Source organism: Actinotalea caeni (assembly GCF_009733795.1).
GTDB lineage: Bacteria > Actinomycetota > Actinomycetes > Actinomycetales > Beutenbergiaceae > Pseudactinotalea > Pseudactinotalea caeni.
Genome location: NZ_WNXX01000001.1, coordinates 48,180 through 61,338, shown reverse-complemented (window position 1 = coordinate 61,338; position 13,159 = coordinate 48,180). Strand labels below are relative to the sequence as shown.

Annotated in this window: 14 protein-coding genes; 11 read left to right on the top strand and 3 right to left on the bottom strand. The window is 74.6% G+C overall.

The window, feature by feature from the left end; translation table 11 throughout:
- Nucleotides 1-11: 11 nt before the first annotated feature.
- Complete coding sequence (gene tkt / locus GPA02_RS00265; RefSeq protein WP_170296814.1) at nucleotides 12-2,189, bottom strand: transketolase; 2,178 nt, start codon at nucleotides 2,187-2,189, stop codon at nucleotides 12-14.
- A 280-nt stretch (nucleotides 2,190-2,469) separates the two neighbouring features.
- Here tkt and GPA02_RS00260 point away from each other — a divergent pair, with 280 nt between their 5' ends.
- The 10 genes from GPA02_RS00260 to GPA02_RS00215 all read left to right on the top strand — a co-directional run bounded on the left by GPA02_RS00260 (nucleotide 2,470) and on the right by GPA02_RS00215 (nucleotide 10,949).
- A complete protein-coding gene (locus GPA02_RS00260; protein ID WP_156197846.1) occupies nucleotides 2,470-3,429 on the top strand; it encodes a heme o synthase in 960 nt (319 codons plus the stop codon).
- A gap of 16 nt (nucleotides 3,430-3,445) precedes the next feature.
- Nucleotides 3,446-4,372, top strand: a complete 927-nt coding sequence (locus tag GPA02_RS00255; protein WP_240133793.1) for a site-specific tyrosine recombinase XerD — start codon at nucleotides 3,446-3,448, stop codon at nucleotides 4,370-4,372.
- Nucleotides 4,373-4,632: 260 nt separating this feature from the next.
- Nucleotides 4,633-5,478 carry a ParA family protein gene (locus GPA02_RS00250; protein ID WP_156197845.1) on the top strand — a complete coding sequence of 282 codons (846 nt, stop codon included), beginning with the start codon at nucleotides 4,633-4,635 and terminating at the stop codon, nucleotides 5,476-5,478.
- The gene (locus GPA02_RS00245) at nucleotides 5,465-6,310 is read left to right on the top strand and encodes a segregation and condensation protein A (RefSeq protein WP_204986448.1); all 846 of its coding nucleotides are present in this window, start codon (nucleotides 5,465-5,467) and stop codon (nucleotides 6,308-6,310) included. The genes GPA02_RS00250 and GPA02_RS00245 overlap by 14 nt, the downstream gene beginning before the upstream one ends.
- A complete protein-coding gene (gene scpB, locus GPA02_RS00240; RefSeq protein ID WP_156197843.1) occupies nucleotides 6,307-7,161 on the top strand; it encodes an SMC-Scp complex subunit ScpB in 855 nt (284 codons plus the stop codon). The genes GPA02_RS00245 and scpB overlap by 4 nt, the downstream gene beginning before the upstream one ends.
- Nucleotides 7,158-7,898, top strand: a complete 741-nt coding sequence (locus GPA02_RS00235; RefSeq protein WP_156197842.1) for a pseudouridine synthase — start codon at nucleotides 7,158-7,160, stop codon at nucleotides 7,896-7,898. The genes scpB and GPA02_RS00235 overlap by 4 nt, the downstream gene beginning before the upstream one ends.
- Before the next feature lies 1 nt (nucleotide 7,899).
- On the top strand, nucleotides 7,900-8,601 hold the full coding sequence (locus tag GPA02_RS00230; protein ID WP_193567821.1) for an MSMEG_4193 family putative phosphomutase: 702 nt from the start codon (nucleotides 7,900-7,902) through the stop codon (nucleotides 8,599-8,601).
- A 43-nt stretch (nucleotides 8,602-8,644) separates the two neighbouring features.
- A complete protein-coding gene (locus tag GPA02_RS00225; RefSeq protein WP_156197841.1) occupies nucleotides 8,645-9,190 on the top strand; it encodes a DUF3090 domain-containing protein in 546 nt (181 codons plus the stop codon).
- The gene (locus GPA02_RS00220) at nucleotides 9,187-9,954 is read left to right on the top strand and encodes an SCO1664 family protein (protein WP_156197840.1); all 768 of its coding nucleotides are present in this window, start codon (nucleotides 9,187-9,189) and stop codon (nucleotides 9,952-9,954) included. Before GPA02_RS00225 ends, GPA02_RS00220 begins: the two co-directional genes overlap by 4 nt.
- An 11-nt stretch (nucleotides 9,955-9,965) precedes the next feature.
- Nucleotides 9,966-10,949: a DUF2332 family protein gene (locus GPA02_RS00215; protein WP_156197839.1), complete on the top strand. Its 984-nt coding sequence runs from the start codon at nucleotides 9,966-9,968 to the stop codon at nucleotides 10,947-10,949.
- A 34-nt stretch (nucleotides 10,950-10,983) separates the two neighbouring features.
- On the opposite strand, the gene sepH is transcribed toward GPA02_RS00215, so the two are convergent.
- Nucleotides 10,984-12,069, bottom strand: coding sequence for a septation protein SepH (gene sepH, locus GPA02_RS00210; RefSeq protein ID WP_156197838.1), 1,086 nt, complete (start codon nucleotides 12,067-12,069; stop codon nucleotides 10,984-10,986).
- A gap of 264 nt (nucleotides 12,070-12,333) precedes the next feature.
- Here sepH and GPA02_RS00205 point away from each other — a divergent pair, with 264 nt between their 5' ends.
- Complete coding sequence (locus GPA02_RS00205; protein WP_156197837.1) at nucleotides 12,334-12,633, top strand: DUF4193 domain-containing protein; 300 nt, start codon at nucleotides 12,334-12,336, stop codon at nucleotides 12,631-12,633.
- Here GPA02_RS00205 and GPA02_RS00200 read toward each other — a convergent pair.
- Entirely contained in the window at nucleotides 12,603-13,091 is a 489-nt protein-coding gene (locus tag GPA02_RS00200) for a DUF3093 domain-containing protein (RefSeq protein WP_162457657.1), read from the bottom strand. The two genes, GPA02_RS00205 and GPA02_RS00200, sit on opposite strands and share 31 nt — an antisense overlap.
- Between the last annotated feature and the right edge of the window lie 68 nt (nucleotides 13,092-13,159).

The following is a 13,159-nucleotide window of genomic DNA, read 5'->3' as shown; positions in this document are numbered from 1 at the left end:
GTCGTCTCCTCTCAGGCCTGCTGGTCCCCGGTCCCGGAGTCGCTCTCGGTCGGGCCGTGGCCGGGGGTGGCGGCGCCTGCGGCGGCGAGCGACTCGCGCGCGGCGGCGACGACCGCCTCGGGCGTGAACCCGAACTCCCGGAACAGCGTCTTGGCGTCCGCGGAGGCGCCGTAGTGCTCGAGCGAGATCGCCCGACCGGCGTCGCCGAGGTAGCGGAACCACGGCATCGCGATCCCGGCCTCGACGCTCACGCGGGCGCAGACCGCGGCCGGCAGCACCGACTCGCGGTAGTCGTCGTCCTGCTCGTCGAACCACTCCAGGCACGGCGCCGAGACGACGCGGGTGCCGATGCCCTCGGCCTCGAGCTGCTCACGTGCCGCGACCGCGTACTGCACCTCCGAACCGGTCGCGATGAGGATGACGTCCGGGGTCGGCGTGGAGGACTCCAGCAGCACGTACGCGCCGCGCGCCAGCCCGTCGGCCGGTGCGAACCCGTCGGTGCCGCGCGGGAAGGTCGGCACCGCCTGCCGGGTCAGCACCAGCCCGATCGGGCCGTCGGTGCGCTCGAGCGCCGCGCGCCAGGCGGCGGCGGTCTCGTTGGCGTCGGCGGGCCGCACCACCGCGAGCCCCGGGATCGCCCGGCAGGCCGCGAGGTGCTCGACGGGCTGGTGGGTGGGACCGTCCTCCCCGAGACCGATCGAGTCGTGCGTCCACACGAAGATCGGCGAGACGCCCATGAGGGCGGCGAGCCGGACCGCGGGCCGCATGTAGTCGCTGAACGTGAAGAACGTGCCGCCGTAGGGCCGGGTCAGGCCCGAGAGCGCGATGCCGTTGAGGATCGAGCCCATGCCGAACTCGCGGATGCCGAAGTGCAGCGTGCGGCCGTAGACGTTGCCGGAGAACTCCTCGCTGGAGTGCTCGGCCGGCAGGAAGGACGGCTCGCCCTTCATCGTGGTGTTGTTCGAGCCGGCGAGGTCGGCCGAGCCGCCCCACAGCTCGGGCAGCGCCGGCGCGAGCGCCGTCAGCACGTTGCCCGACGCCGCACGCGTCGCCAGGTCCTTGCCGGCCTCGAAGGTCGGGATCGCGTCGGCCCAGCCGTCGGGCAGCTCGCCGGCCTGCAGCCGGCGCAGCAGCGCGGCGCGCTCCGGCTCGCGCTCGGCCCACGCGGCGAGCTCGGCGTCCCACGCCTCGTGCGCCTTGCGGCCGCGCTCGACGAGCTCGCGGCTGCGCGCCAGCACGGCCGGGTCGACGTCGAACGTCTTGTCGGGGTCGAAGCCGAGCGCCTCCTTGAGGCCGCGGACCTCGTCCTCGCCCAGCTTGTTGCCGTGGGCGTTGTGGCTGTCCTGCAGCGTGGGGGAGGGCCACGCGATGATCGTGCGCAGCCGGATGAAGCTCGGCCGGTCGGTGACCTCGCGGGCGGCCTGCAGCGCCGCGTGCAGCGCGTCGACGTTCTCCTGGTAGCCGTCCTCGCCGATCCAGTCGACCGTCTGGGTGTGCCAGCCGTAGGCCTCGTAGCGCGCGACGACGTCCTCGGTGAACGCGATGCTCGTGTGGCCCTCGATCGTGATCCGGTTGTCGTCCCAGATGACCACGAGGTTGCCGAGCTGCTGGGTGCCGGCGAGCGACGCCGTCTCCGACGAGACGCCCTCCTGCAGGCAGCCCTCGCCGACGATCGCGTAGACGTGGTGGTCGAACGGCGAGGTGCCGGGCGCGGCGTCGGGGTCGAGGAGACCGCGGACGCGCCGCTGCGCCATCGCCATGCCGACGGCCATCGCGACGCCCTGGCCCAGCGGACCCGTCGTGGCCTCGACGCCGTCGGTGTGGTGGAACTCCGGGTGGCCGGGGGTCAGCGAGCCCCACGTGCGCAGCGCCTGGATGTCGGAGAGCTCGAGACCGAACCCGCCGAGGTAGAGCTGGACGTACTGCAGCAGGCACGCGTGACCGGCCGAGAGGACGAACCGGTCGCGGCCCAGCCAGCGGGTGTCGGAGGGGTCGACCCGCATCTCGTTCTGGTAGAGCAGGTAGGCCAGCGGCGCCAGGCTGATCGCGGTGCCCGGGTGGCCGTTGCCCACCTTCTCGACGGCGTCGGCGGCCAGCACGCGCGCGGTGTCCACCGCCTTGAGGTCGAGGTCGGTCCAGCCGACCTCCGTCGCGACTGCGGCCTGTGCATGACGTCCGAATTCGGTCACGGTGCCTCTTCCCGCCCTGTCGGGCTCTCGTTCGCTCGCGCCGGCCCACACCGGCCTCGGGCCCGCCGGCACGACGGCCGGCACTGGCTCGAGGTTAGTCGTCCCGCGGCCGTCGTGGCCCAGTCGTCTCACGGGCGTGAGCGCGCCCACGCGCGTGCACGTCGCCCGACGGCGGGGGTACCGCCTAGACTGCAAGCATCCTCCGGCCGCCCCGGTGCCCCCGCGAGTCCGCGCGAGACCCCGGTGCGCTGCAGCCGGGTCGACGAGCGAAGTGGGAGCCGTGGCACAGACCGAGGCGCATACCGGGCCGACGGCACCGGTCCGAGCCCCCGGGAACCGTCCGGCCGGCGCGCCGATCGGCTGGCGCCGCAAGGTCGGCGCCTTCGTCGCCCTCACCAAGCCGCGCATCATCGAGCTGCTGCTCATCACGACCGTCCCGACGATGATGGTGGCGGCCGACGGCTGGCCGGGGCTGTGGCTGGTCCTCGCGACCGTCGTCGGCGGCGCCCTCGCCGCAGGCAGCGCCAACGCCTACAACATGTGGTGGGACCGCGACATCGACGCGGTCATGAAGCGCACCCGCAAGCGACCGCTCGTCACCGGTGATGTCACGCCCGTGCAGGCCGTCGTGTTCGCGTCGGTGCTCGCCGTCGCCTCGGTGCTCTGGCTGGGGCTGCTGGTCAACTGGGTCGCCGCGTGGCTCGCGCTGGCGGCGAACGTCATGTACTCGGTCGGGTACACGATGCTGCTCAAGCGGCACACGTCGCAGAACATCGTGTGGGGCGGCGCCGCGGGCTGCATGCCGGTGCTCATCGGGTGGGCCGCCGTCACCGGCGGGCTCGACTGGACGCCGGTGCTGCTGTTCGGCATGATCTTCTTCTGGACGCCGCCGCACTACTGGCCGCTGTCGATGAAGTTCAAGGACGACTACGCGGCCGCGGGCGTCCCGATGCTGCCGGTCGTCGCCGACAACACCACGGTCGCGCGGCAGATCGTGCTCTACGCGGCGGCGATGGTCGCGTGCTCGCTCGCCCTGGTCCCGGTCGGCGGTCTCGGCTGGTTCTACGCCGCGGTCGCCGTCGCGGCCGGTGCGTGGTTCATGGTGGTGAGCATCCGACTGCAGCGGCGCGCGGCGTCCGGGGTGCGCAAGATCGAGGCGATGTCGGTCTTCCACGGGTCGATCACCTACCTGACGATCGTGTTCGTCGCGCTGGCGATCGACCCGCTGCTGCCGTTCTGAGGTCGGGATCGCGCAGGTGAGCCCGCAGGACGCGCTGTCGGAGTACCTCGCCCACCTGGGTGTCGAGCGCGGCCTGTCCGAGCACACCCTCGCCGCCTACCGGCGCGACCTCGAGCGCTACGTCGGCTTCCTCTCCTCGCGCGGCATCACCGCGCTCGACCAGGTCGTCGAGCGCGACGTCACCGACTACGTCGAGGCGCTGCGCACCGGCTCCGACGGCGGCTCGGCGCTCTCGGCGTCGTCGACCAACCGCGCCGTGGTCGCGGTGCGGGGCTGGCACCGCTTCGAGGTGCGCGAGGGCAGGTGCCCGACCGACCCGGCAGCCGGGGTGCGGCCTCCCGGCGGCGTCAAGCGACTGCCCAAGGCGATCGCGCTCGAGGACGTCGAGCGGCTGCTGGAGGGGGCGTCGGCTGCCGAGGGCGTGCTCGGGCTGCGCGACCGTGCCCTCGTCGAGGTCCTCTACGGGACCGGCGCCCGCATCAGCGAGGCGGTCGGGCTCGCGGTCGACGACGTCGACCTCGACCGGGGCGCGCCGTCGGTCCGCCTGTTCGGCAAGGGACGCAAGGAGCGCGTCGTGCCGATCGGTGGGTACGCCGTCGAGGCGCTGGAGGCGTACCTCGTGCGCGGCCGGCCGGTGCTCGCCGGCCAGGGCCGCGGCACCCCGACCCTGTTCCTCAACCAGCGCGGCAACCCGTTGTCGCGGCAGAGCGCGTGGGCGGTGCTGCAGGCCGCAGCCGAGCGCGCGGGCGTGACCGCCCACATCTCGCCGCACACGCTGCGGCACTCCTACGCGACCCACCTGCTCGCGGGCGGCGCCGACGTCCGCGTGGTGCAGGAGCTGCTCGGCCACGCCTCGGTGACGACCACCCAGATCTACACGCTCGTCACGCCCGACACCCTTCGCGAGGTCTACGCCGCCAGCCACCCCCGCGCCCTCGGCTGAGCGACACCGCACCCGGCTGCACGCACCCCGGTCCTCGCACACGCCGAGCTCGCACCCCGCCACCGAGCTCGCACCGTGCACGGTGCGAGTTCGGCTGCACGGTGCGAGCTCGGCGAGGGGTGGAGGGCGGGGCGGGGAGGGGTGGCAGACGGGCGGTGGGCTGCCGGGGCGGGCGAGGGTGGGGGCTGGGAGCGTGACCGAGGCCACGACGACCGTGTTGTGCTTGGGCGGGACGGCGCCGACCAACTAGGTTGGGCGCGATGAGCACCGACGACGAGGACCCGGACGTCGCACGCGACTTCCCGGAGCCGCCACCGCTGTCGTCGCACGGCCCTGCGCGCATCATCGCGATGTGCAACCAGAAGGGCGGGGTCGGCAAGACGACGACGACGATCAACCTCGGTGCGGCGCTCGCGCAGTACGGGCGCAAGGTGCTGCTGGTCGACTTCGACCCGCAGGGCGCCGCGTCCGCGGGGCTCGGCGTGAACGCCCACGAGCTGGACGCCACGATCTACACCGAGCTGATGCGGGCGCGGCCCGACATCCGCGAGATCATCGTCGAGACCACCGTGCCCGGGCTCGACCTCGCGCCGGCGAACATCGACCTCTCCGCAGCCGAGGTGCAGCTCGTCAACGAGGTGGCTCGCGAGCAGGTGCTCGCCCGGGTGCTGCGCACCGTCGCCGACGACTACGACGTCATCCTCATCGACTGCCAGCCCTCGCTCGGCCTGCTCACGGTCAACGCGCTGACCGCCGCGCACGGCGTCATCATCCCGCTGGAGACCGAGTTCTTCGCGCTGCGCGGCGTCGCGCTGCTCATCGAGACCATCGACAAGGTCCGCGACCGCCTCAACCCGCGGCTGCAGACCGACGGCATCCTCGCGACGATGTACGACAGCCGCACGCTGCACTCGCGCGAGGTGCTGGCGCGCGTGCGCGAGGCGTTCGGCGCCACGGTGTTCTCGACCGTCATCGGGCGCACCGTGAAGTTCCCCGACGCCTCGGTCGCCACCGAGTCGATCCTCACCTACGCCCCGAACCACGCCGGTGCCTACGCCTACAAGAAGCTCGCACGCGAGCTCGTCGCCCGCGGTGCAGCCGCCTGACGCCGCCGAGGCGCGACCAGCGAGCAGCGGCCGGTTCGAGGTCACCCTGGAGAACTTCTCCGGCCCCTTCGACCTGCTGCTCTCGCTGATCGCCAAGCACCAGCTCGACGTCACCGAGGTGGCGCTGGCGGTCGTCACCGACGAGTTCATCGCCTACATCCGCGGCCAGCAGGACTGGGACCTGTCGCAGGCCAGCGAGTTCCTCGTCATCGCCGCGACGCTGCTCGACCTCAAGGCCGCGCGGCTGCTGCCCGGCGAGCGGTCCGAGGAGCTCGAGGACCTCGAGCTCCTCGAGGCCCGCGACCTGCTCTTCGCGCGGCTGCTGCAGTACCGCGCGTTCAAGGAGGTCGCCGCGCACCTGGGTGCCGAGTGGGAGCGGCACGGGCGCGCGCACCCGCGCTCGGTGTCGCTCGAGCCCCGGTTCGCGGCGCTGCTGCCCGAGCTGGTCATGACGATCGGGCCCGAGGACCTCGCCCGGCTGGCCGCCGGGGCTCTGAACCGCAAGCCCGAGCCCGAGGGCGTCGACATCTCGCACCTGCACGCGCCGGTCGTGAGCGTGCGCGACCAGGCGGCCGTGCTCGTCGACCGGTTGCGCCGCGGCCACGCCGCGACGTTCCGCGCGCTGACCTCCGACGCCGGCTCGCTCAACGTCGTCGTCGCGCGGTTCCTCGCGCTGCTGGAGCTCTACCGCGAGGGCGTCGTCGCCTTCGACCAGGCACGCGCGCTGGGCGAGCTGACCATCCGGTGGACCGGCAGCACGACGGGCGACGTCGAGGTCGCCGACGAGTACGACGACGCCGACGAGGCGCCGCAGCAGGAGGAGCCACAGTGACCGAGGACCCGCAGCCGCAGCCGAGCGGGAGCGACGCCGCGCTCGACGGCGCCCCGGCGCCCGGGACGGCCGACGCGCCACCGGTGGCCGGCGCCCCGGTGCCCGGGACGGCGGACGAGCCGCCGATCGACGGCGCCCCGGCGCCCGAGACGCTCGACGAGCCGCCGGCCGACGGCGCCTCGGCGCCCGAGCCGGCCGACACGCGGCCCGTCGACGACCGCCAGGCGCCCGAGCGCGAGACCGACCTCGCGGCCGCGGCGCGCGTGCTCGACGAGCCGGGCGGGCTGCCGGCCGCGCTCGAGGCGATCCTCATGGTCGCCGACACCCCGATCCCGACGACGCAGCTCGCCACCGTGCTCGCACGCCCGGAGGCGGAGGTCGCCGACGCGCTCGCCGGGCTCGCGGCCGACTACGAGCGCAGCCACCGCGGCTTCGTGCTGCGCGAGCAGGGTGGCGGCTGGCGCTACTACTCCAACCCGGTGTTCGCGCCGGTGGTCGACGCGTTCGTGCTCGACGGCCAGACGGCGCGGCTCACCCAGGCCTCGCTGGAGACGCTGGCGGTCATCGCCTACCGGCAGCCGATCTCGCGCGGCCGCATCGCGGCGATCCGCGGCGTCAACGTCGACTCGGTCGTGCGGACCCTGCTGTCGCGCGGTCTGGTCGAGGAGGCCGGGCAGGACCCCGACGGCGGTGCGATCCTGTACCGGACGACGTCGTACTTCCTGGAGCGGCTCGGGCTGCGGTCGCTCGACGAGCTGCCGCCGCTCGCGCCGTACCTGCCGGACATGGACGAGCTGGAGGACGTGATCGAGCGCGTGGACCGCGGGACGAGCATCGGGGAGGGCCTGTGAGCGCCCACGACCCCGCCGGGGTGCGGCTGCAGAAGGTCCTCGCCCAGGCGGGCTACGGGTCGCGGCGCGCCTGCGAGCAGATCATCGCGGCGGGCCGCGTGACGGTCGACGGCGAGCAGGTCCGCGAGCTGGGCGTACGGGTCGACCCGCGCTCCGCCGTCATCCACGTCGACGGCCTGCGGGTGCAGCTGGACGACGCGGTCGTCACGCTCGCGCTGCACAAGCCGGCGGGCGTGCACTCGACGATGTCGGACCCGCAGGGGCGGCCGGACCTGTCGGCGTTCGTGGCCGACCGCACCGAGCGGCTCTACCACGTCGGCCGGCTCGACGCCGAGACCGAGGGGCTGCTGCTCCTCACCAACGACGGCGAGCTCGCCCACCGGCTGATGCACCCCTCCTACGAGGTGCCGAAGACCTACGTCGCGACCGTCGAGGGACGCGTCGCCCGCGGCCTCGGCCGCACCCTCGCCGACGGCGTCGAGCTCGAGGACGGCCCGGTCCGCGTCGACAGGTTCACCATCGTCGAGGCGATGCCGCGGTCCTCGATCGTCGAGCTGACGATCCACGAGGGTCGCAACCACATCGTGCGCCGGCTGCTCGCCGAGGTCGGGCACCCGGTCACGCGGCTGGTGCGGACCGCGGTCGGACCGGTGCGGCTCGGCCACCTCCGGCCGGGCCGCACGCGGGTGGTCGAGGGCACCGAGCTGGGTCGGCTGATGGCCGCGGTCGGGCTCTGACGTGCCGACCCTCCTGCTGCTGCGGCACGGCCGCAGCACCGCGAACACCGCGGGCGTGCTCGCCGGCCGCGCGGACGGCGTCGAGCTCGACGAGACCGGTCGCGCGCAGGCCGACGACGCCTCCTCGCGCCTGGCGTCGCTCCCGCTGGCGGCGGTCGTCACCAGCCCGCTGACGCGGTGCGTGCAGACGGCGGAGCACGTGCTGGCCCGCCAGCCCGAGCCCCGCCCCGGTCTCGTCGTCGACGACGCGCTCACCGAGTGCGACTACGGCGCCTGGCAGGGGCGCCCGCTCGCCGAGCTCGCGCAGGAGCCGCTGTGGCGCACGGTGCAGCAGCGGCCGTCCGAGGTGACGTTCCCCGGCGGCGAGTCGATGGTGGCCATGGCGGCGCGCGCGGTCGAGGCGGTGCGCCGTCACGACGCCGAGGTCGCCCGCCGGCACGGCCCCGACGCGGTCTGGCTCGCGGTCAGCCACGGCGACGTCGTCAAGGCGCTGCTCGCCGACGCCCTCGGGATGGCGCTCGACGACTTCCAGCGGCTCGACGTCCACCCGGCGTCGGTCTCGGTGGTGGTGCGCGGTGGCGAGCGCCCGCTCGTGCTCGGCGTCAACACGCTGGCCGGCGATCTCGGGTGGCTGCGTCGCGCGCCGTCGGACGCCACCGTCGGCGGCGCGACGGGCCGGGAGGCCGACGCCTCGACGGCGTGACCGGCCGTCACCGACCGCGACAGCGGTGACTAGCATGGTGCCGATGGCTCCCACGGTGCACGGCTTCGACTGGCCCGACCGCTTCGTCACGGGGACGCTGGGCGAACCCGGTTCGCGCACGTTCTACCTGCAGGCGCAGGAGGGCAAGCGGCTGCTCAGCGTCGCTCTCGAGAAGCAGCAGTCCGCCGCGCTGGCCGACGGTGTCGACGCGGTCCTCGACCGCCTGATGGCCGAGGACGGCAACCCGTTCGGCATCCCGGAGTCGGCGCCGGAGGGGCTGGAGGACGACGACCCGCTCGCCGAGCCGGTCGAGGAGCGGTTCCGGGTCGGCGAGATGCGCCTGGGCTGGGACGCCACGACCTCGCAGGTGGTCATCGAGGCGCTGCCGCTGCCGCTCGACGAGGACGGCGAGGTCGTCGACGCCGAGCCGGAGGAGGTGCTCGTCGTCCGGCTCCCGGTCGGCGCGGCGCGCGCGTTCGCGGCGCGCACCCGGTCCGTCGTCGCGCAGGGGCGCCCGATCTGCCCGATCTGCGAGGAGCCGATGGACCCCGACGGTCACACCTGCGCGGTCCCCGACGACCTCGCGTGAGCGCGGGGGAGCTGCGGGGCGAGCCCGAGCTGGTCGGCCGGATCACGACCGCGTCCAACGCGACGTTCCTCGCGACGATCGACGGCGTCGCGGTCGTCTACAAGCCGGTCGCGGGCGAGCGCCCGCTGTGGGACTTCCCCGACGGCACGCTCGCGGCGCGCGAGGTCGCCGCCTACGCGGTGTCCGAGACGCTCGGCTGGGACCTGGTGCCGCCGACGTGGCTGGGGGAGGGGCCGTTCGGTCCCGGCATGCTGCAGCGCTGGCAGGAGCCCGACGACGCGGCGGGCTCGGCGGTCGCGCTCGTGCCCGCCGACGCGATCCCGGCGAGCGGCTGGTGCCACGTGCTCGACGGCGTCGACGAGCAGGGCGCCCCGGTCGCGCTGCTCCACGAGGACAGCCCGGCGATGCGGCGGCTGGCGCTGCTCGACGTCGTCACCAACAACGCCGACCGCAAGGGTGGGCACGTGCTCGAGAGCGCCGACGGGCACCGGCGCGGAGTCGACCACGGACTGACGTTCCACACCGAGCCGCACCTGCGCACGATCCTGTGGGGCTGGGTGGGTGAGCCGCTCACCGACGACGAGGTCGCGGGCGTCGCGCGCGTGCGCGAGGCGCTCGACGGCGCGCTGGGGGAGCGGCTGCGCACGCTGCTCGCCGACGACGAGGTCGACGCGTGCGTGCGGCGCTGCGACCGGCTGCTCGCCGAGCAGCGGTTCCCGGGGCCGGAGGGCGAGATGCCCGCGATCCCCTGGCCACCGATCTGAGGGAGGCAACGATGGAGGTCGACGCCGAGGACGTCGCCGGTCTGTACCGCCGGTTCGCCGCGATCGAGGCGCGCGGCTCCTCGCCGACGTACGAGCGTCTCTGCCTCGCCGTCGCCGAGCACCCGGGCGTGCTCGCGCTGCTCGCGGGGCTGCCGCGCGGCAAGCGGCAGCCGAACCTGCTGCTGGGCGCGCTGCGGCTGCTGGATGCCGACGTCAGCGACCCGGACGCCGCCCTCCGGCTGGCGACCGACCGTGCCGAGGACGTGCGGGCGATCGTCCTCTCGCACGCGACGCAGACGAACGAGCCCGCCCGGTGCGCCGTGCTGCTGCCGGCGCTCGCGACGCTGCCGGAGCCGTTGGCGCTGCTGGAGGTCGGTGCCTCGGCGGGGCTGTGCCTGCGCTACGACGCCTATCGGTACCGCTACCGGGCGGACACGGGCGCGGCGGAGGTGACGGTCGGCGCCGGCGACGTCGTGCTCGACTGCGCGGTCACCGACGTGCCGCTGCCGGACCGCGTGCCCGTTCTCGCCGCGCGGCTGGGGCTCGACGCGCACCCGCTGGACCCCACCGACGCCGGCACCGCGCAGTGGCTGCGGTGCCTGGTCTGGCCGGAGCACACCGACCGCGCCGGCCGCCTCGACGCCGCGCTGCGGGCGGCGGCGGCCGACCCGCCGACCGTGCTCACGGGGCTGGCCCCGGACGACGTCGCGGGCGCGGTGGCCCGCCTGCGCGAGGCCGCGCCGGACGCGACGCCGGTCGTAGTGCACAGCGCGACCGCGGCCTACCTCTCGCCCGAGCAGCGAGCAACGTTCGCGGTGCTGTGCCGCGACCTCGGGGTGCACCGGGTCGGGCTCGAGGGTAGCCAGGTCAGCGCGGACCTGGGCGTCCCGGCGCCGCCGGACCTGCCCGGCAGGTTCCTGCTGACCCTCGACGACGCGGTGCTGGGCGATGCCCACCCGCACGGGCGCGACCTGGTCTGGCACCGACCGGTCTGAGCAGCGGCGGGGCGGAGGGCCCGCCCCGCGCGACCTACTGGTCGCTGCGGGCGCCGAAGACGATCTCGTCCCAGCTGGGGACGCTCGTGCGGCGGTTGCGGGCGGAACGACGGCCGCGGCGAGCCGGGATGACGGTCGCGTCGGTCGCCTCCTCCGGGTGCGACGGCGCGGGGTGGGCGCCCGTGGGCTTGTCCTCCCACAGCGCGGGCGTGTGGGCCTCGACCTCCTCCGCGAGCGCCTCGTCGTCGACCTCGACACGCTGCCGGACGCCGCGCGCGGCGCTCAGCTCCTCCAGCAGGGACTCGGTGTCGTGGGCCTCCGGCTCGTCCTCCGGTCCCGCCGGGTCCGCCGCCGACGGCGCGCTCGGGGAGCTCGCGGCGCTCGGGCCGCTCGGGCTGCTCCATGCGGAGCCGGGCTCGTCGGCGGAGGCGACCCGCAGCTCGCGCGGACGGGGGTCGCGGATGACCGCGTCGACCGCGGCCAGCGCGGGTGCGACGTCGGCGTCGGTCTCGACGTCGTACAGGCGCGCGCCCCGGACCGCGGTGAGGTGGCGTCGCGGCGCACCGGTGCCGAGGTCGGTCTCGGACAGCCAGCGGCTCTCGTCGTCGATCGCGGTGAGGGTGCCGGCCCCGAGGTCGACCTGCCAGGTGGCCTCGCGCTCCCGGTCGCCCGCGACGAACCGCGCCACGACCTCCCAGGGCTCGGAGCCGCGTCGGCGGGCGTCCCACGTGATCGTGTCGACGCCGCGGGAGGCGAGACGGTCGACGACGAGGTCGCCGAGCGTGGGGGAACCGGCGTCGCGGCCGATCGAGAGCGCCTGCGCGCGCTGCGCGACGTGCGCACGCTCCGCCAGCGCGGGCCCCTCGTAGCGGCGGACCTGCTCGACCGGCACACCGGCCTCGGCGGCGATCTCCTCGGCGGAGGCACCGGCGCGCACGAGCGCCTGGATCTCGCGCGGTCGCAGACCCTCGGAGCGGATCTGCTCGAGCTGGGGTCGGTCGCGGCGGACGGCGGCGCGGAGCGCGTCGTCGATCAGCAGCCGGTGCCGCTGCCCCTCCTCGTCCACCAGCACGATGTGCTCACCGTCGGCGTGGATCCCCACGAGCTCGAGCTCGGCCATGACACCTCCCAGGACATACCGCTGGGACGAGCGTGCCACGGCGGGGGTCGGTATCCGCCGATTGGGCCCGGTGTGGCGGGGATCGGTGGGCCAGGTCACGGATGTGCCGGGCCGGGTGTGCAAAGTGCCGCCCGATGGTGCACAATCCCTTCGCCCGCGTGCGGGAACAATCCGGCTCGCGGTGCGTTGTACCCGCGTACGGCTCCTCCCGACGGGTGCCGAACCACGACCTGAAGACGACGACGAAGGACGTAAGAGAACGTTATGGCGACCGACTACGACGCACCGCGCAAGACCGACGAGGAGCTCAGCGAGGACTCGCTGGAGGAGCTCAAGGCGCGCCGTGCCGAGAAGAACTCGGGTGCGGTCGACGAGGACGAGGCCGAGGCCGCCGAGGGGTTCGAGCTCCCCGGTGCCGACCTCTCGGGCGAGGAGCTGAGCGTCCGGGTGCTGCCCCGTCAGGCCGACGAGTTCACCTGCTCCCGCTGCTTCCTGGTGCACCACCGCAGCCAGCTGGCCTACGAGGACAAGGGTCAGCCGGTCTGCTCGGAGTGCGCCGCCTGACCACCCTCGCGACCCGCCGCCTCGCGGCACGCCAGCAGCGCGCGTGCCAGCTCTTCGGGGCGGCGGGACGACACCAGCCAGTACGGCGTGGGGTCGGCCTCGTCGGCCACGCCCACGCGCACGGCGGTCCGCACCCACGGACGGTGCACGACGTACGCGTCGGCACGCAGCTGCGGCCCCAGGGCCCGCTGGGTCGCGATGGCGTCGAGCGCCTCGATCTCGCCGAGGTGCTCCGCCTCCAGGAAGGCGGGCCCGGCACGCAGGCCCGCGGTGTCGACACGCAGCTCCGGCACCCGCGCCAGCAGCAGCGCCACGACCGCCAGCCCCACGACCACGCCGGCGGCGACCGCGACGGCGGCGCCGAACGGCACCGTGCTCACCGTCGCGACGACCGCGGCGACCGGCGCCAGCAGCCAGAAGGGCGCCGACGGACGCAGGCGCTCGAGGTAGGTGCTCACGAGGTCAAGACTGCCAGGATCCACGGGCACCGACGACGCGGCCTAGGATCGCAGGAGTGATCGACGCC